The sequence below is a fragment of the Enterococcus sp. DIV1726a genome (assembly GCF_051710985.1).
GTDB lineage: Bacteria > Bacillota > Bacilli > Lactobacillales > Enterococcaceae > Enterococcus_B > Enterococcus_B hirae.
Genome location: NZ_JBIOLS010000001.1, coordinates 227,650 through 246,961 on the forward strand (window position 1 = coordinate 227,650; position 19,312 = coordinate 246,961).

Annotated in this window: 22 protein-coding genes; 21 read left to right on the forward strand and 1 reads right to left on the reverse strand. The window is 34.1% G+C overall.

Annotated elements, in window-relative coordinates; translation table 11 throughout:
• Nucleotides 1–162 precede the first annotated feature (162 nt).
• From IGJ27_RS01080 to IGJ27_RS01170, 19 genes are all read left to right on the forward strand, one after another.
• Nucleotides 163–624, forward strand: a complete 462-nt coding sequence (locus tag IGJ27_RS01080) for a hypothetical protein (RefSeq protein ID WP_010720315.1) — start codon at nt 163–165, stop codon at nt 622–624.
• A gap of 147 nt (nt 625–771) precedes the next feature.
• Entirely contained in the window at nt 772–1,476 is a 705-nt protein-coding gene (locus tag IGJ27_RS01085) for a YveK family protein (RefSeq protein ID WP_010720314.1), read from the forward strand.
• A gap of 11 nt (nt 1,477–1,487) precedes the next feature.
• Entirely contained in the window at nt 1,488–2,186 is a 699-nt protein-coding gene (locus IGJ27_RS01090; RefSeq protein WP_010720313.1) for a CpsD/CapB family tyrosine-protein kinase, read from the forward strand.
• Between the two features lie 353 nt (nt 2,187–2,539).
• Nucleotides 2,540–3,118: an LPXTG cell wall anchor domain-containing protein gene (locus IGJ27_RS01095; RefSeq protein ID WP_223603460.1), complete on the forward strand. Its 579-nt coding sequence runs from the start codon at nt 2,540–2,542 to the stop codon at nt 3,116–3,118.
• Nucleotides 3,111–3,794, forward strand: a complete 684-nt coding sequence (locus tag IGJ27_RS01100) for a class D sortase (protein WP_010720311.1) — start codon at nt 3,111–3,113, stop codon at nt 3,792–3,794. Before IGJ27_RS01095 ends, IGJ27_RS01100 begins: the two co-directional genes overlap by 8 nt.
• A 148-nt stretch (nt 3,795–3,942) precedes the next feature.
• Nucleotides 3,943–4,668, forward strand: a complete 726-nt coding sequence (locus IGJ27_RS01105) for a hypothetical protein (RefSeq protein ID WP_228197237.1) — start codon at nt 3,943–3,945, stop codon at nt 4,666–4,668.
• On the forward strand, nt 4,665–5,432 hold the full coding sequence (locus IGJ27_RS01110) for a tyrosine-protein phosphatase (protein WP_010720309.1): 768 nt from the start codon (nt 4,665–4,667) through the stop codon (nt 5,430–5,432). The genes IGJ27_RS01105 and IGJ27_RS01110 overlap by 4 nt, the downstream gene beginning before the upstream one ends.
• A gap of 34 nt (nt 5,433–5,466) precedes the next feature.
• Entirely contained in the window at nt 5,467–6,159 is a 693-nt protein-coding gene (locus IGJ27_RS01115) for a sugar transferase (RefSeq protein WP_096709714.1), read from the forward strand.
• A gap of 7 nt (nt 6,160–6,166) precedes the next feature.
• Entirely contained in the window at nt 6,167–7,291 is a 1,125-nt protein-coding gene (locus tag IGJ27_RS01120) for a glycosyltransferase (protein WP_010720307.1), read from the forward strand.
• A gap of 13 nt (nt 7,292–7,304) precedes the next feature.
• Nucleotides 7,305–8,291 carry a hypothetical protein gene (locus IGJ27_RS01125; protein WP_178306248.1) on the forward strand — a complete coding sequence of 329 codons (987 nt, stop codon included), beginning with the start codon at nt 7,305–7,307 and terminating at the stop codon, nt 8,289–8,291.
• 5 nt (nt 8,292–8,296) lie between these two features.
• Nucleotides 8,297–9,337, forward strand: coding sequence for a glycosyltransferase family 2 protein (locus tag IGJ27_RS01130; protein WP_010720305.1), 1,041 nt, complete (start codon nt 8,297–8,299; stop codon nt 9,335–9,337).
• Nucleotides 9,334–10,410 (forward strand): EpsG family protein, encoded by a 1,077-nt coding sequence (locus IGJ27_RS01135; RefSeq protein ID WP_178306247.1) that lies wholly within the window; start codon nt 9,334–9,336, stop codon nt 10,408–10,410. Before IGJ27_RS01130 ends, IGJ27_RS01135 begins: the two co-directional genes overlap by 4 nt.
• A gap of 16 nt (nt 10,411–10,426) precedes the next feature.
• Entirely contained in the window at nt 10,427–11,572 is a 1,146-nt protein-coding gene (locus IGJ27_RS01140; protein WP_161652308.1) for a glycosyltransferase family 4 protein, read from the forward strand.
• Nucleotides 11,572–12,423: an NAD-dependent epimerase/dehydratase family protein gene (locus IGJ27_RS01145; RefSeq protein WP_010736877.1), complete on the forward strand. Its 852-nt coding sequence runs from the start codon at nt 11,572–11,574 to the stop codon at nt 12,421–12,423. The genes IGJ27_RS01140 and IGJ27_RS01145 overlap by 1 nt, the downstream gene beginning before the upstream one ends.
• A gap of 3 nt (nt 12,424–12,426) precedes the next feature.
• Nucleotides 12,427–13,593, forward strand: coding sequence for a nucleotide sugar dehydrogenase (locus IGJ27_RS01150; RefSeq protein ID WP_178306246.1), 1,167 nt, complete (start codon nt 12,427–12,429; stop codon nt 13,591–13,593).
• Between the two features lie 5 nt (nt 13,594–13,598).
• Nucleotides 13,599–15,020: a flippase gene (locus IGJ27_RS01155; protein WP_010720300.1), complete on the forward strand. Its 1,422-nt coding sequence runs from the start codon at nt 13,599–13,601 to the stop codon at nt 15,018–15,020.
• A 250-nt stretch (nt 15,021–15,270) separates the two neighbouring features.
• The gene (locus IGJ27_RS01160; protein WP_010736880.1) at nt 15,271–15,687 is read left to right on the forward strand and encodes an Ohr family peroxiredoxin; all 417 of its coding nucleotides are present in this window, start codon (nt 15,271–15,273) and stop codon (nt 15,685–15,687) included.
• A gap of 291 nt (nt 15,688–15,978) precedes the next feature.
• Entirely contained in the window at nt 15,979–16,431 is a 453-nt protein-coding gene (locus IGJ27_RS01165) for a hypothetical protein (RefSeq protein WP_178306245.1), read from the forward strand.
• Between the two features lie 49 nt (nt 16,432–16,480).
• A complete protein-coding gene (locus IGJ27_RS01170; protein ID WP_081248800.1) occupies nt 16,481–16,606 on the forward strand; it encodes a PepSY domain-containing protein in 126 nt (41 codons plus the stop codon).
• Between the two features lie 101 nt (nt 16,607–16,707).
• On the opposite strand, the gene IGJ27_RS01175 is transcribed toward IGJ27_RS01170, so the two are convergent.
• The gene (locus IGJ27_RS01175; protein ID WP_010720297.1) at nt 16,708–17,409 is read right to left on the reverse strand and encodes a DUF975 family protein; all 702 of its coding nucleotides are present in this window, start codon (nt 17,407–17,409) and stop codon (nt 16,708–16,710) included.
• Between the two features lie 208 nt (nt 17,410–17,617).
• Between IGJ27_RS01175 and tgt the strand changes: the two genes are divergently transcribed.
• Both tgt and yajC read left to right on the forward strand, forming a co-directional pair.
• Nucleotides 17,618–18,763: a tRNA guanosine(34) transglycosylase Tgt gene (gene tgt, locus IGJ27_RS01180; protein WP_010720296.1), complete on the forward strand. Its 1,146-nt coding sequence runs from the start codon at nt 17,618–17,620 to the stop codon at nt 18,761–18,763.
• Nucleotides 18,764–18,855: 92 nt separating this feature from the next.
• A complete protein-coding gene (gene yajC, locus IGJ27_RS01185; RefSeq protein WP_010720295.1) occupies nt 18,856–19,245 on the forward strand; it encodes a preprotein translocase subunit YajC in 390 nt (129 codons plus the stop codon).
• Nucleotides 19,246–19,312 lie beyond the last annotated feature (67 nt).

The following is a 19,312-nucleotide window of genomic DNA, read 5'->3' on the forward strand; positions in this document are numbered from 1 at the left end:
CAATTTTAAAAGGGATTTTTTTTATTATTAATTTTTTTGTGGGGTTCTATAAAAAAATTAGGAAAGTATTATGAACGAAAATACTATACTAATATAGCAACTAAATTTTTTTGTACTAATTTAGGAAGAATGAGATAAATGATTTTAAGGAGAGATGAACAAATGAAAAAAATAATTTTAGCAAGTATGGTTGTCTTCGCATTGGCAGGCTGCTCGGCAGGTAAATCAACTAAAACTACTAATACAACTAGCACTGATAGTACAGCTTCTTCCAGTCAACCAACGCAGACAAGTAGTGAAATGACATGGGCCGATAAGCAAGATATAGAAGTAAAGCAATTAACAAAAATTGCTGAAAAAACGATTACCCAAAATAATAAATTGGACCCAAAAAAATTGAAGTTTATTAAAGAAACATTATCAACAGCTGATTTAAAGACAGTTAAAGGAAAAGGCCAAGAATATAAAAATGTCAAAGAAATTTATGGGAAATATAGTTATGAAGGTAAAGAATCTGATTTTGATCTAGTGATTTCATTTGAAAAACCAGATTCATTCAAGCAATATACAGTCATCAAATATGTAACGGATAATGAAAAAACTAATTTCAGTAAGATTGATTAAGTCAATAGTTGACTGTAGTATCCCTTAGATAATTGATAGCAACTAAGAAAGATAAAAAAAGTATTATTTTCTTTCAAAGTGAACATCGTCAATTAACGAGCAAAAATAGTTTATAAATAATTTTATTTAGGAGAATCAGAGATAAGGATGGAGCAAACAGTAAACATAGAGAAATTTTGGCGTATCATAAAAAAAAGAAAATTTGCGATTGTGATTTCTGCTTTATTAGGTTTAATTATGTCCATGCTTTTGATTGCATTTGTCTTAGTCCCAAAGTATGAATCACAAGCCCAATTAATCGTTACTTTACCTAAAAACGAAACGGCAGACATTAATGATGTCAACAGCAACTTGCAAATGATTACCACCTATAAAGACATTATTACTGGAGACTTGATAATGGATGAGGTGTCTCAAGACTTAGCGAAAAATTTTGGTGTCCATTTAACAATTGAGCAATTACGAAACCTTATAAGTATCAAACAAAAGGAAAATTCTCAAATGTTTTCGATTGTCGCAACGGATCCTGATCCAAAACTTGCCCAATACATTGCTAACGTTACAGCCGAAAAATTTCAGAAGAATGCAAAAAAATTACTCAATGTAGATCGCATTTCGATTATTTCAAAAGCTACGCTTAGTGCAACACCAACAGAGCCACATAAAAAAATAGTTTTGGCCAAAGGATTGCTTATTGGTTTATTTATTGGTTTGATGATCATTATGATATTAGAATTCATGGATCGAACAATCAGTGATAGTGAGACGATTCAAAATGAATTTAATATGGTGGTACTGGGAAGTATCCCTTATATGGATGACAATGAGAAAAAAAATCGAAAAAAGAAGTAAGGGTGTAATCAATGAGAAAGACAAGAAGAGGAAGAAATGCCACAGTCAGAAAAAATTTAATTACAATCATGGATAAAACTTCACCGATTACAGAACGCTATCGAACGATTCGGACCAATATCCAATATAGTTTTCCTTATGGTAAAAAAGTGCAAACATTAGTGGTTACTTCGCCAGGTGTAGGTGAAGGTAAATCAACTACAGCAGCTAATTTAGCAGTGGTTTACGCAAATCTAGGGCAAAAAGTATTGATCATAGATGCAGATATGCGGAAGCCAACCCTAGACAAAATTTTTTCTTTAGAGAAACATGTAGGTCTTAGCACATTATTAGGTACAAACATCAAGGCTAAAGAGTGTATACAAGAAAGCTTTGAAAAAAATCTTTCTGTTATGACAAGTGGACCGAAACCTCCTAATCCGGCTGAATTGTTAGGTTCTTCTCGCTTAGAAGAAGTGATTGAGGAGTTGGAAGCAACCTATGACATGATCATATTCGATACCCCTCCCTTGACTGCCGTGACAGATGCACAAATATTGTCTTCAAAAGTGGATGGAACGATTATGGTAGTCAGTGAAAAGTTAACAAAAAAAGCGAATTTTCGAATAGCTAAACATCTACTGGAATTAGTAAATGCCAATATTTTAGGAGTAGTTTACAATGCTTCTAAAGAGGATGAAAATCAAGGCTATTACTACTATGGATCGTGACCTGCTATCATGTTCCAAATGAAACTCTTTGCTAAAGAGAAAAGCATCAAAGTACACGAATGACAAAACAAAAGAACTTTTTCAAAGAAGACCCTAAGTTTTGAAAAAAATCATTTGTCGTAAGAGGCTGACACTGAGGTCTCTCATTTATTTCCTTTTATAATTATGAAAGAGTTTGAGACAAAAATTTTTTGTCTCAAACTCTTTTTATGTATACAAATCATTTTTTATTTTTTTAAGTAATTTGTTTGAAGGCTAAAAAAACAAAAAAAATCAAGTGAGGGTTCTCAGTAGAATAAAAGACATAGTTAATCCTAAATTTACAGGATTTATTAATGAAAGGCGGAGAGATCATGAAAAATTTTAAAGGGATATTGTTTACATTGGTGTCAGTTATCTGTTTATTGTTGCCGACAGCAGTTCATGCTGAAACACAAGGGGCAATCACCAACGCAGAAAGAGATATTTTAAATGAGCTTTATACCGGTGTAACGGTGAAAGGGAAAAAATATGATTTTGATATTACAGATATCACAAAAGCAGAAAATTATCTGAAGGTCCATCAGGTGTCAGATGAAAATGCGTTAAAGGTAGCAAATTACTTAAGAGAAGCACGTCAATTGATCTTAGATAATTCACAAAATGTCGATGTTCGTTCGATCCATTCACTAAAAAATCTGATCAAAGCTTTACCACGTCCAGTGATTGAGCAATTAAAAACGATTGTCTTAAAAATTGGAGAAATTTTAAATCTGAGAGTGACTTTTTATCGAGATGGCGTTTCGGTTGTCGATCCTTCAGGTACTCCTATTTATTCTACAGAAGATGAAATCAAACAAACCGGTGCAGATTATACCACGAGCTATGTGGCTTTAGGTGCTGTATTGATGTTGGCTGGAGGCGCATATTGGGTGGCACGTAGAAGTGAGTAAGAGAGGAATCAAGGGAGGTCTAAATCGAATAGTTAACGGATGTCTGTTGGCGTTTCTTTTTTTGGTCATCAATTATTCTTTGATTTATGTGATTGGCAAACCAGTCATTCACTTTGTTACCTCCTCTATCCAGACATTGTTACTTGCAGAGGCACCCACATTTAAAGAGAACAATCATAAAGAAGCTATCAAACAACTTTCTACGAATGGAGAAAGCGAGATTTCTTCTAGTAAAATTCAATTTCCTCATTATGGTCAATTGTATGGAGAGATATCTGTCCCTTCGATCCAATTAAAAACACCATTATATTTTGGCGATTCAGCAACTATTTTAAGAAAAGGCGCGGGACAATATATGGGTTCCACTTTTCCAGGAGAAATAGGAACTACATTGATTGCTGGGCATAATAGTGATTCATTTGGCAAGTTAATTAACATCAAAGCGCAAGAGATTATAACAATCCAAACGAATTACGGTAGCTATCAATATGAGGTAGAAGAAGTAAGAGTAGCCAATAAACATGATGCTCAGATAAAGCAGGAGATTCGTCAAAGAAATAATGCCAAATTAATACTATATACCTGTTATCCGATCGACAGCATTGGCTTAACGGATCAACGATTATTTGTAACTGCAAAATTACATGCAGGACCGATGATCAATGAAAATAAATAAACAAAGGATAGTCGGCATGAAGAAAGGTTTAAGAAAGAAAACAGCACGCTTATTTTTGACCTATATTTGCTCGGTTGCATGTCTTTGCTTTTTGTCTTTGCTTTGTATCAGAGTAACCTTAGCAAATCCTAATTTCATGAGCAAGCAAATGGAAAATTCTCGATATACAAAATTAGTTCAACAAGAAATTAACGAGAAAATTCAAGATATTGGAAGAGGTAGCAATGTCCCGGCGAATCAGTTAAAAGAGATTGTCTCGTTATCATTTGTCCAAACTAATGTCAAAAAGTATGTAACTAGCCTTTATATGAGGAAAACATACGATTTATCTGGAGAAGAAGAAATCAAAGAGAAAATCCAACAACATTTAAATCACTATATTCAAACAAAAAACATACAAGTAACGAAAGACAAAGAACAAGTAATCAATAGGCTAGTGGATTCTTCGATCGAAGCAACCGAAAAATCGTTAGAAATTCCATTTTTAGCTAACTATGTGAATAAAGTGAAGCAATTTAAGCCGTTGCTGAATCAATTGATTATTGGAAATGGTGTGATCTTGGTTTGCCTACTTCTGCTATTGCTCCATACCATTCATTGGTCACATCAAAAATTCCGATTTGTCGCCTTGATGTTTTTAGGCGCTGGCGGAACACTCCTATTATTACCCACATGGATCTATTTTAGTGGTGTGATTGATCGGATCGGTATTTTAACGGAAAGTGTTTATTACTTTGTACGGGGGTACTTATTGTCTTTCGTCCAAACATTTATATATGCAGGGATACTTGCTGTGGTTATGGCTATTGGAATGTATGTAATCAGTGAGATAAAAAGAAAGGTCGTTATCAATAAAGGTGGGGCTCAAAAATGATCGATTTACATTGTCATATTTTACCAGGAGTTGACGATGGGCCGAAAACCATCGATGAAAGTCTCAAAATGGCGTTGAAAGCCAGAGAACAAGGAATCACACATTTGATGTGTACCCCCCATCATAAGAATGGGCGATTTTTGAATCCCGCTACGAATGTAGCCAATGAAGTAGCAAAATTACAAACTGAATTTGATCGTAACAATATTGAACTGAAATTGCTCGTAGGTCAAGAAAATCGTATTACTGGTACGTTGATAGAAGATTTAGAAAAAAGAGAAATTATTGGTTTTGGGCAGCAAAAACAGTTTCTACTAATAGAGTTCCCGACGAATGACGTTCCCCTTTATGCAACAAAGCTCTTTTTTGAATTAATTGCTAAAGGCTATATACCAATCATCGTCCACCCAGAAAGAAATAGGATATTCATTAATGATCCGAATAAACTGTTGCCTTTCTTAGATATGGGGGCGCTAGCTCAAGGAACGGCACCAAGTATCGTCGGTTTGTTTGGACGAAAAATCCAAAAGACTGCCAAAACAATGATTCAATTAAATATGGTTCAAATGATTGCTTCCGATGCCCATAGTTTAGAAAAAAGGAATTTTTATTTAAAAGAAGCATATCACATCATTCAAAAAGATTATGGTAATGAAAAAGTTAAATCATTAAAGAAAATGCCGATGGATATCCTATACGAAAACAAAATTGAGCCGTTTACTTATCAAAGAGTGAAACATCGTCGATTTAGTTTCTTTCGTTGATTTGATCCATTCGATAAAGAAAGGTGGCAATGGGATGAGTGAAAATATCGAGGTTACGAAAAAATTTCAAGAGGGCTTTGGCTCGAGAGTCCAATTTTATCGTGTGAAGCTGAAACGCAAAAAATTATATGAACTTTCTAAAAGAATCATTGATATTATTTTTAGCTTTATTGGCCTTGTGGTTTTATCACCTCTCTTACTTTGGATTGCTCTTAGGATATATCTGGAAGAGCCGGGAAAACCAATCATTTTTTCCCAATACCGAGTAGGCAAAAATAAGCAGTTATTCAAAATGTATAAATTTCGTTCGATGTGTGTCGATGCAGAAAAAAAGCTCCCAACGCTACTGAGCAAGAATGAAGTAGAAGGGGCGATGTTCAAGATGAAAGATGACCCACGTGTAACAAAATTTGGACGATTCATTCGTAAAACAAGCTTAGATGAATTACCACAACTATGGAATGTTTTGAAAGGTGAAATGAGTTTAGTTGGTCCTCGTCCATCTTTACAAAGGGAGGTTTCGCAATATACGAAATATGATGAGCAAAGACTATTGGTCAAACCAGGTTGTACCGGTTTATGGCAAATTAACGGGCGTAGCAATATCGGTTTTTCTGAAATGGTGATGCTAGATTTAGAATATATCGAAAAGCGAAGTATTTATATTGATTTCAAAATCATCTATCGTACATTTTTTGTTATTTTGCGTCCTGAAGGAGCGTGTTGATAGGGAAATGAAAAAAAAAGTTTTGCTCTTGAGTGAATCAATGGAAGGCGGCTTAAGAAAACATATCGTTCAATTGATTGAACAATTAGACCAAGAAGAATTTGATCTTTACTTTATTCATGGAACAAAAAAAATGGATCACTGTTTTTCTGATCAATATATGCAGTTAAAAGATCGAGCTACCTTTATTCCCTGTCCTACCTTTACTAGAAATGTCGATGTGAAAAATGATTATGTTACTTACCGCTTCTTGAAACAACAAATGAAAGAAATTCAACCGGATATTGTGCATTGTCATAGTTCGAAAGCCGGTGCGCTAGGGCGAATAGCTGCTAAAAGAAATCGTATTGAGCAAGTTTTTTATACACCACATGCGTATTCTTTCTTATCTTCGGAATTTAAGCAATCTAAGAAGACACTATTTATTTGGATAGAGAAGATGCTAAGTAGGTATGCAACGAAGAAGACGTTTAATGTATCTGAAGAAGAACGAATGGCAGGTATAAAATTACACCTTGATAACCCATCCAAATTTATAGTCATCCGCAATGGATTGCCTGCAATCGACTTTCCTTCTAAAAAAACGATCAAAGAATCTCTAGGGTTGAAGGAATCGAATATTGTTATTGGTAACAACGCACGTCTTTCTTTTCAAAAAGACCCTTTTTTATTTATGGAAGTAGCAAAAGAAGTCATTCAACAAGACCCTAATTATCATTTTGTCTGGGCAGGGGATGGACCACTATTCAAAGAAGTCAAAGCATTTTTAATCAAGCACGATTTGACGGGAAATGTCCATTTATTAGGAGAAAGAACGGATAGTGAACGAATCGTTGCAGGGTATGATCATTATTTGATCACTTCGAGATATGAAGGGTTGCCTTATTCTTTGATCGAAGCGATTCGCGCTGGTGTTCCGATTATTGGCAAAAAGGTGACAGGAGTAGAAGAAATTATTGAACAAACAGGTGGTTGCTTATTAAATACAGATAGTCCTCACTCATTTGCACGAGCAATCCTAAATGCAGAGCATAGCTGTGACAAACAACAAATAATAGCGATCTATCAAAAAAATTATTCATTAAATCAAATGATTCGAGAGATTACAAAACAGTACAACGGAGAAAATTGAGAGAAGGCATAGTATGGACAAACGCTTAAAGGATAAAAAAATATTGTTTATTGCATGGAAATTTTACGATTATCCACAGCTGATCATCGAAGAATTAGAAAGAAAAGGCGCAAAAGTGACGTATTATAATGCGATCCCTTCGGACTCACACCTCAAAATGAAACTTTCTACAAAGTTCAATACCTTAAGAGAGAGTTATCTGAAGCAAATTTTATTAGCGATAGGACAAGAAAATTATGATTACTTTTTCGTTATCAATCCAGTACTGTTTCCTGAAAAGTTCATCAAAGAGGTGACCGATATTGTTGGACCGATCCCTAAATTAGCCTATTTGTGGGATTCAATTGCTACATTTTCACAAGTGACTAGATACTTTGATTATTTTAATTATTTATATAGTTTTGATGCGAAAGACTGCAAGAAATACGCAGAATTAATTTTTTTGCCATTATTCTACATAAATTCCGATGAGAAAAACAAAAAAGAGCCAACCTATCTTTTTTCTTTTGTGGGATTCGGTCATAGCATGCGTTACTCATTTATCAATCAAGTAAAAGAACTTTGTGAGAAAAAACAATATAGCTACTATTTCAAACTATATCTTCCTTCTATCTGGCATTTTTATTATTACAAATATGGAACTAAGACACTCGCAACAGCCAAAAAAGAAGAATTCATCTATCAACCACTTCCGCAAACAATCGTTAATGAAGTGGTTAAAGAGAGCAAAATTATTTTGGATCTAGAGCTAGCAAATCAATCAGGTCTCACGATGCGTACGATTGAGACACATGGAATGAGAAGAAAACTGATTACAACAAATCCAGAAGTGAAAAATTATGATTTTTACCATCCTGATAACATTTGCGTAGTTGACCGAAAAAAGCCAGTTATTCCACAACGTTTTATTGAGACAGACTACCATTTACTAAATGATCAACTTTACAAAAACTATCAATTATCCACTTGGCTCGATCGGATCTTCAGTGGAAAGGAGTAAGAAAATTGAAGAGAATTAGCGTGATTGTTCCAATCTATAACGGAAGCTTGTATTTAGAAAATACACTCCAAGCGTTATTGAATCAGCCCTACAAAAATATCGAGTTGATTTTGATTGATGATGGTTCACAAGATGATAGTTATCAAATTTGCCAAAAATTTGCACAACAAGATGAACGTATATTATTGATTCATCAAACAAACGCGGGGATCTGTGCAGCCCGTAATACAGGTTTAGCTTATGCGACAGGCGAATTTGTTAGTTTTATCGATCAAGACGATGCAATTGATCCCAATATCTATGTCTATTTGTCTAACAAAATCGGAGATGCAGATATGATCGTAGGCGGCAAATCGATGCAGTTGATTGATAAGAAACAACTGCTTTTGTCTGAAATAGATTACTCCTATGAAGAAAAGCAATTAAAGGATCAAAAAGAGATTGCTTATGCTTTGTTTAATTTAGATCATCGAATGACGTTTCTCCATTTATGGAATTGTTTGTACCGAAAAAAAATAATAGATGAGTATGATTTGAAATTCGATGAAAGATTTCGTTATGGGCAAGAAGATACTTTATTCAATTTTAACTATGTTTCTAAATGTCAAACGATTCAGCTGGTCCCCGAAGTAGTTTATCAATATAGTCAACGTGAATTGACGAGTACTTCTTTAAAAAATAATCCCTCAGCTGTGAAAGATTTTCAAATATTTATAGAAACAATTGGAGAAATTGAATGGAATGAACGCGTTTATCCCTACTATCAAAAATATCGCTATACTTATTTTTTACGACATGGGTTGAATATCTATACCCAATTCGGCATGAATACAGCGAATCAAAAAAAGATGCTACAAGATATCCAACAACTATTGTCCAAAGAGAAAATACAGAAACCTTTAATCATAGAATCATCACGGTATTATAGAAACTATTTATGTCTGGTGAGTCGTTTAATGGAAAAACGGAGATATCGAACCTTGAATCAGTTGATTTATGGAACCAGTTTTATAAAAAAAATGTTGAATAGGGTGTCTGCTGGATGATCATCGTTGCTTATTTTGCTGTACTGATACTTAATTTTATTGAAGTTTTCAGAAATAAACGCAATAAATATTTACTCTTATTAAGTGTTTTGATCCTCGGATTGATTTTTGCAGGTGGTACTGAAAATACAGACATGGTCTACTATAAAGCAACTTATTTTGATGATGCACGTATCAAATATAAAGCGACAGAATTCGGCTTTTACTATTTTGCACAGTTTTGCCGACAATTAAATTTAGGACTCTTTGGTATGCGTGGGTTGGTCTTTTTATTTGCAACCCTATTAATCGGTGCGACAGTTAAAAAATATTGCGTAAATACTCATCTATTTATAATTATTTATACGTTATTTTTATTTTTTATTGATGCTATTCAACTAAGGAATTTAGTGGCGATATCTCTTGTAATTTATTCATTTCCATATTTAGTAGAAAATAAAAAAATAAAATATTTTTTTGGCATAATTAGCGCTAGCTTATTTCATACGATCAGTTTATTTTATCTACCGTTTTTATTTTTATCTTCAAAAAACAAAAAGTTTTTTATTCAACTAATGGTTGGTGGTGCAATTTTTCTGGAGTTGATCTATGTAATCTATAGTGGAACTCCTCCCTATTTGAATTATTTAATCGAAGAGTTCTCAACAAATTCCGGAAGAATCCAACAATATACTGAAAAAATAACAAATGGTTCGATACAAGTTATTTTTCTTTTCTTGCTGAATGTGGGGTTAGCATACTGGGCACATTTAGGATTTCCTAAAAGTACAATCAGTCAAAAAAATAAACTATTCTCACAATATGTGTTTTATGCTTCGGTGATTTTATTGATGTTTATTCCTTTGCTTTGGTATTCTGTGGAATTTTACCGTTTAGCCAGAGGTATATTGCCTTTGATTTATATTTCTGTGATCAATGCTAGTTATAAATACAAAAAAGTCACCTATTATCAACTCGTTTTGTGGGGGATGTTAGTTATTCACCTTGTGGCTTGGTTTTATGTTTCTTATTTTTCGATCTCTATACCTGAAAGGATTTTTAATCCGCTATTTTATCAGAATGAATGGCTATAAGAAAGGACAAAATACAATGAGCATCTTATTTTTGAGTGGGATTTCTGCAGAAGAAAATAAAGGTATTTTTAAAAAGAACTGTTCCCAAGCAAAGTATATGAGCAATCATAAAAAGCAATGTTGGTTACTTTATTTTAAAAAACAAGAAATAAGAGTACGTGAGTTTTATGACAAGCAGATGATTCACGACAGTTTATTAACAAAGAGTGATGCAACGAATCACCGTCAAAAAATAAAAGATATCCAAATAGCAACAAAAAAATTATTGTTGTCGAGAGAATGGACTCATTTCTATTTTCGGGATCAATATTATACAAAAATAATGAGTGAACTGCTAAGTATCTCTCAGCAAAAAACAATTCAAACGATTATGGAAATTCCTACTTATCCTTATTATAAAGAACAATTGAATGTAGCACCCAATAAGTTAAAGGGTGGATTGAGTCTAGTATGGAATTACTTAGGTGATCGATTGTATGAAAAAAAATGCAATAAGATTGCAGTAATTGAGGCGAAGACAAGTAATAAAAAAAAGGCGAAGATGGTTTCTTTTTACAATGGTGTAGATCCGGATAATTTGCCAGTCAATTTATACCAGAAAAATGAAGAACAGCCTACACATCGGGTAGTTGCTGTTGGAAATTTTTATCCTTATCATGGGCTGGATCGTTTAATTGAAGGACTTGAATATTATTATCGGACAAAAGATGAGATAGCACCAGAGGTCTTCTTTGACATTGTTGGTGGGGGACCCGCAATTGAAGAGTTAAAACAACTGGTAGCATCTTACCGATTACAAGGATACGTTATATTTCATGGGTATAAAGATCGTCAAGAATTAGAACAGCTTTATGGTGAAGCTTCAATGGCTATCGGTACATTAAAGTTACATCTACGAGGTGCCAATATTGAGACAGCTATCAAAGTATCCGAAGCACTTTATCAAGGAATTCCAGTGATTACATCAGGCGAAACACCATTTTTTAGTGCAGTAAAACAAAATATTTATCAAGTAAAGGATGATGATTCACCGATCTCAATCAACGAAATGCTTCAATTTTTGGGAAAAAAACGTATCCCTGTTGGGGATCAGGTGTTACTCGACCTCTTCTCATGGGAAAAAATAATAGAAAAAATAGTAAATTTTGGGAGTGAGAATTGATGAAAATATTAGTAACTGGAGCAAACGGTTATTTAGGAACTGGAATTGTAGACCAACTGATCAATGATGGAAATGAAGTTATTGCGACAGATGTCAGAACGAATCGAATAAATAAAGAAGCCACTATCTATCAAGAAAATCTTTTTGATATTTCTGATCCGTATCATTATTTTGGTGAACCGAACGTATTAGTCCATCTTGCATGGCAAGATGGATTTATCCATAATGCAGAAAGTCATATTAGAAACTTATCCGATCATGCACTATTTTTAAAAAAATTTTTCTTATCAGGAATCGATAAAATCGTAGTGATGGGATCGATGCATGAAGTTGGATTTTATGAAGGCTGCATTAACGAATTCACTAGTACACACCCAATGAGTTACTATGGTATTGCAAAAGATTCATTGAGAAATTTCAGTTCGTTTATGGCTAAAGAAACCAATAAAAAATTTCAATGGTTGCGTGCTTATTACATTGTATCGAATCAACCGGGTGGTAGTTCGGTTTTTTCAAAAATCATTGAGAAAGCCAAGGAAGAAGAGGTAAACTTTCCTTTTACAATGGGGGAAAACCAATACGATTTTTTAGACTATGATGATTTTTGTTTTCAAGTAGCAGCAGCTGTTGAACAAGACGAAATCTCAGGAATCATTAATATTTGCTCAGGTTATCCTGTTAAATTAAAAGAACGTGTCGAACAATTCATTGCAGATAATCACTTGAATATTCATTTGGATTATGGTGCCTATCCCGATAGAAAATATGATTCTAAGGCTGTATGGGGGGATAATAAAAAAATACAAAAAATTTTAAAACAAGCAAAAAATAAAAAAATAAGTAAGGTGTAAGAAATGAGACTATCTGTTTTCGGTATGGGCTATGTAGGGCTAGCAAATGCATTGTTGCTTGCCCAAAATAATGATGTGGTTGCTTATGATATCGATCAGAAAAAAATCGAGAAACTAATAAAAGGTTGTTCCCCAATCGAAGATAAAGAGATCCAAGAATTTTTGAATAATAGAGAATTGGGAATAACTTTTACACAAGACTTCAAAAGTGCAGCATCATGGGGAGAATTTATTTTGATTGCTACTCCAACCGATTATGATGAAGAAAAAAACCTATTCGATACTTCCTCCATAGAAGAAGTAATCGAAAAGGTAAAGGCAGTACGTACGGATGCTGTATTTATCATTAAGTCAACGATTCCTTTAGGTTATATTAAGTATTTAAAAAAGAAATATCAATCAGAGGATTTTATTTTTTCACCAGAATTTTTGCGGGAAGGAAAAGCATTGTATGATAATCTCTATCCTTCTCGTATCGTTGTAGGCGAAAACACGAAAAGAGGACAACAAATTGCTTCGATGTTTAAAAAAAATACTCGAATAAAAGATGTTCCTGTTATTTTAACTGATTCAACAGAAGCAGAAGCGATCAAACTGTTTTCTAATACCTATTTAGCATTAAGGATTGCTTATTTCAATGAACTTGATACTTATGCTGAAATGAATGGATTAGATACAGCTCAAATTATCTCGGGGGTTTCAATGGACCCAAGAATAGGGGACTATTATAATAATCCCTCTTTTGGTTATGGCGGATATTGTTTACCGAAGGATACGAAACAATTACTAGCGAATTACCAGCACGTGCCAAATGATCTGATCCAAGCCATCGTTCAGTCAAATGATACAAGAAAAACATTTATTGCAGATCGTATCATGGAAAAAAATCCAGATGTAGTAGGGATTTATCGTTTAACAATGAAGGCGGGCTCTGATAATTTCAGATATTCATCTATTTTAAGTATCATGCGTCTTTTGAAAGATCAAGGCATTAACGTAGTCATTTATGAACCGACAGTGAAGAAGGAGCATTTTTCGACATTTAAAGTAATAAAGGACATTGATGAGTTCAAGAAGCATTCAGATGTGATATTAGCCAATCGATTTGATCCGTTACTCAAAGATGTAGAAATGAAAGTCTATACGCGAGATATATTTGGAAGGGACTAATAGAATTGAAACATGTGCTTAAAAATTTTGGGTATCAGTCATTATTTCAACTGACAAAGATTATCATGCCAATCATTACAGTCCCAATTGTTTCAAAAGCATTAGGTCCTGGAGGATTAGGGATTTTTAATTACACCAATTCGATTACTCAATATTTTGTGTTAGTCGCTAGTTTAGGGATCTCGATGTATGGGAATCGAGAAATCGCATTAGTTTATAATCGTAAAGAAAATATTTCAAAAACGTTTTGGGAAATCTGTTTATTAAAAGCAGTTTTAACATGTATTACACTTTTAGTTTTTTTGTTATTTACTACTTTTTTAGGTAATAAGATCTATTTCTATATACAAAGTCTCACTATTATAGCTGTTATGTTTGACATTTCGTGGTTTTTTATGGGAATCGAGGATTTCAGAAAAACGAGCATGATCAATCTGGGAATTCAATTTGTTACTTTCATTTTAATTATCTTTTTGATTAAAGATTCTTCTGATACGATTTTATATGTTTTACTACAGTCAGTAGGAACCTTATTATCTCAACTATTGACATGGCTATTTATTCATAAACATATAAATTTTAAAAAGGTAGCATTCTTAGATAGCTTTAGACATATCCGATCATCTTTTGAATTTTTTATCCCACAGGTTGCTATTTTACTTTATACGAATCTAAACAAGACTTTATTGGGTGTTTTTATTGGTAGTACAGCTGTTGGTTATTACACTAATTCATTAACAATCAATACGGTATTTATCACGGTTATTACAACGCTTGATATGGTGCTATTACCGCACATGAGTGGGTTATATGCCAAAGGAAACATTAATAAGATGGTGGACATCATTGATAAGACGATTCATTTACAATTATATTTTAGTGTTCCAGCGATGTTCGGGATGCTTACGGTTTACGATAAATTAGTTCCCTGGTTTTTTGGGAAAGAATTCTTATTCATCAATAAAGTTATTCCACTTTTTTCTATTTTGATCGTTGTGATGCCCTTAGGTATGTCCATTTCTAGACAATATTTGATACCGATTGGCAAAGTAAAAATTTACAATAAATCTGTATTAATTGGTGCGGTTATCAATATTTTATCTAATTTAATCTTGTTACCGTGGATCGGTTTTTTTGGAGTGGTTTTTTCAAACCTTTTAGCAGAAATTTTTGTAACAGTGGTACGTACAAAATCATTCTTGAATCAAACAAATTTTAGCTTTAAGAAAAAAAACTTACTGGTTATTTTTTGTTCATCCATTATTATGTGGTTCGTTACAAGAATAATTACAAATGGCATGTCACCTACCTTTTTGACTAATCTAATCCAAGTTTCTATAGCCGTCCCTATCTATTTTTTATTAACGTCTTTGTTTGGCTATAACCCTATTTTGAGTGGTTTAGGGAAATGGAAAAAAGAAAATTGAACACGAGTAGTTTCCTTGCTCAAAATTTTTAATAATTTCAATAAAGAGTAGATTCGTATTTTTTTTTAAGAAAAAATGACGTTGAATAATCCTTTAGAGTAAAGAAGTAAATAGACGCAGTTTGGTTTCAGGTAAAATTTACTATTCTTGTAAACAACCCAATCATTCCTATACACTAACCTTTTATGTGATACCCAATTACCTAGATGCCAACTACTATATTTACAATCAACTTTGGAGGGCGAAATTTATGAGCAAAATTTATGAGGTAGCTACTATTAATACAGGTGGTCGTAGTGGTAAAATTTATTCACAAGAGAAAAAATTTTTGTATGATGTCGCAGCACCTGGAACCCAAAACACGGATGCAACAAATCCCGAAGAGCTCTTTGCAGCAGCTTATAGTGCCTGTTTTAACGGTGCCTTAGAATTAGTTTTATCTAGAAAGAACATCAATCAACCTAGTTCAGTAAAAGCAAACGTTGCCTTGCTGAATCATGGAGAGGCAGATTTTACAATAGAAGTTCTTTTGACAGTCTTTATCAAAGATATGCCGAAAGATGAAGCAATACGTTTTGTTGAAGAAGCAGATCAAGTTTGTCCTTACTCAAAAGCTTTGCGTGGAAATGTAACAGTAAATTTAGAAATCAGTGACACTGACTTCTAAAATCGTTCCTTTCCATCAAAAGTAATGATGAAACATATTAGAAAAGCCATGGGGGAGCTTTTCTAATATGTTTTTTTTTTATTTGTTCATGACTAGATGGTAAAAAAATAAAAAAAATAAGATGAAAGATTTAAGTAGAATAAAGACATAGGGATATATTATTTGCTTTATCTCTTATATTCTCTCAATGAGGCTGGAGGATTCAATTCATCCAGCCTCAAACTCCTAAAAAAAGAACGATTAATCGTTCATTTCAAGAATCTAACAATTGATTGTGAAGGAGCGGAAAAGATGAAGTTGTTTGTATGGTGTTTAACGGTATTAACTAGTTTTAGTTTGGGGATGTTGGTGATGTTTGTTTTTAATTATCCTTATGAAAATTATGGGAATGAAACGAAAGAAATCAAGGTTGCCAATGTTTCTAGTTCGTCCACATCTGCGGATGAAATTGAGGAGCCGGAAAAATTCAATGTATCATTAAAAGAAGCACTTGAAACTTATCAGACTTGTTATCCTCATCAAGCGATTACTTCTGTGAAAGTTAGTCAGACTGTTGGTCCTTACTATTACGAAATTACTGGTAGAGATGCAACTAAAGAATGCAGCGTAAGAATTTCAACTAAAACAGCGAACATCAAAAAAAAAAGTACATCGCAGACGAAACAAACACGAACAAGCCACTACCGAGCAATCCGCAGATCTGTTCAATATCAAAAACTTAAAAAGTTTATCGGAAGTTACTGAAGTAGCTGAAAAAGTAGCTGAAAAAACGACTGGGACAGGAAAAGCAGTAATGTGGTATCTCGAAAGACAATCAGGAAAATCGTATTGGACAATTACTATTAAAGAAAAAATAAAAAAAGTGACAGTCAAAGTTGATGCGTATACTGGCGAAGTTCTAAAAGCTGAGCAGAAGTGAGCGAAATGAAAAAAGCGACTGCGGCTGAAACATGTGAAGCGACCCTCAAAAGTTAGATCAAAAATCTAATTTTTGAGGGTCGCTTCATTGGACATTGATTTTTATACGTTTTTTGGCAATTGTTCATAAAAAGCTGCTTTAGTTGCTGTAATATAAGGATTTAACCATAAATAACCAATTCCAGCAGTTAGCATGGCTAAGATATGCCAGCCAATAAAGGATAGATCAAGCCAGAACAATTTACCTTTGTAGCCATCCATTAATTTACGACTAGCAGTGATCGTATTGAGCACTCCTGGTTTTTCCCCTGTTTCAGTGATAACATCATAGTAAATGAAGTAACTTTGGGAATAAGAATAACTTTTGATGATACCAGGAATAACGAATAATAACGCCCATAAAGTAGTAAAGATCGAAATCAAAATAGCTAGTAAAATCACACCACCAAGAAATAATCCTGTAAAACCACGAAAGGCATCTTTAAATGGTTCGATGGTCGATTTGGTTCCACGCAGGATATCTAGATAGGTCCATGAGATCCCACTCATAAATAGTGCGCTGATAATACCAGACACAATACCACCACCGCTAGAAGCAGCACCTCCGTTGGTATTGTTTGCCATATCTTGGACAGCTGCAGGATCATTATAGGTATGAGCCAATAATAAAGCGGTCGGAATAGCTATGATCATAATGAGTGCAATTGTGATTAACGTTGGGACTAAATTCAATAATACAGCTTGTCCCCAGCGTCCTTTTAAACTGTCTTTTGCTTGTTGTTTCAGTTCTTTTGAAGATAGCATGAGTTTCACTCCTTTTTATTTATGCCATAAGTATAACAAAGAAGAAACAATTTGGCTTTCTTTATCTTTTATCTGTTATTATAATTTCTTTAAAAAATGAAGGTTAAATAAACACCTGTTACCCAATGAACCCTTGCAAAAAAGAGTTAGAACGATTATGATGATGGGAGTTGTCAATGCGATTATTATAGAGAAAGTAGGGAATTGAATGACACAACCTGCCATTCGTTATCGTTTAATCAAAAAAGAAAAACATACCGGTGCCCGTCTTGGTGAATTGATCACTCCACATGGGACATTTCCCACACCAATGTTTATGCCTGTGGGAACACTAGCAACTGTCAAAACCATGTCACCTGAAGAATTAAAAGCAATGGGTGCGGGAGTCATTTTAAGTAATACGTACCATTTATGGTTAAGACCTGGAGAAGACTTGGTAGAAGAAGCAGGCGGCTTACACAAGTTCATGAATTGGGATCAACCGATTTTGACAGATTCAGGTGGTTTTCAAGTGTTCTCGCTAAGCGATATGCGTAACATCGAAGAAGAGGGTGTCCATTTTAAAAATCATTTAAATGGTTCTCGGATGTTTTTATCACCAGAAAAAGCAATTAATATCCAAAATAAATTAGGATCAGACATCATGATGAGCTTCGATGAATGTCCTCCTTTTGATGAAAGCTATGATTATGTCAAAAAATCAGTGGAAAGAACCTCACGTTGGGCTGAGCGAGGCTTAAAAGCCCATCTGAATCCTGATCGTCAAGGATTATTTGGTATCATTCAAGGAGCTGGGTTTGAAGATTTACGTCGCCAAAGTGCAAAAGATTTGATCTCAATGGATTTCCCTGGCTATTCAATCGGTGGTTTGTCTGTTGGCGAACCTAAATCAGAAATGAACCGTGTGTTAGAGTTTACAACACCATTGATTCCTGAGGATAAACCACGTTATTTAATGGGTGTTGGTGCAGCAGATTCATTGATTGATGGCGTGATTAGAGGAGTCGATATGTTTGACTGTGTCTTGCCTACACGTATCGCAAGAAATGGTACTTGTATGACTTCACAAGGACGCTTAGTCGTGAAAAATGCACAATACGCACATGACTTCCGCCCAATCGATGAGAAATGTGACTGCTACACATGTAAAAATTATACACGTGCGTATATTCGTCATTTGATCAAATGTGATGAAACATTTGGGATACGGTTAACGTCTTACCATAACTTGTACTTCTTATTAAACTTGATGAAACAAGTGCGTCAAGCGATCATGGATGACAATTTATTAGAATTTCGAGCAGCCTTTTTTGAGGAATATGGGTTTAATAAAGAGAATGCCAAAAGTTTCTAATCTTTTTCACTAAATTTATGTAAAAAACTAGTGTCTCACGCCTTTTTCTGCTAAAGTTGAGTGTGTAGATACATGTTAGTGAGGTGAAAAAAATGGGATCATTACCAATGTTAGTCATGTTCGTTGCTCTTTTAGCAATGTGGTATTTTATGTCACGTTCACAAAAGAAACAACAACAAGAACGACAAAATTTACTAGACAGTATGAAATCAGGCGATGAAGTAGTTACAATCGGCGGATTACATGGTGTTGTTTCAGAGATCGACAATGAAAAACGCACAGTCGTTATAGATTGTGAAGGGATTTTTCTAGAATACGATCGAGCAGCCATCAAAACGGTTAAACCTGGAACTGTCGTAACCAATGATTCGACAGTAAATACGGTAGAAAAAACAGAACCAAAAGTTGCTGAAACAGTAGAAGTGAAAGAAGAAGCTACTGAAACTGTTGAAACACCTGAAGATAGTAAAGAAAACAAATAGGTAAAGCTTAGTAGTTGAGTCTGAGACGGTGTCTCGGGCTCTTTTTTTATCCTAAATCTCTGACTTT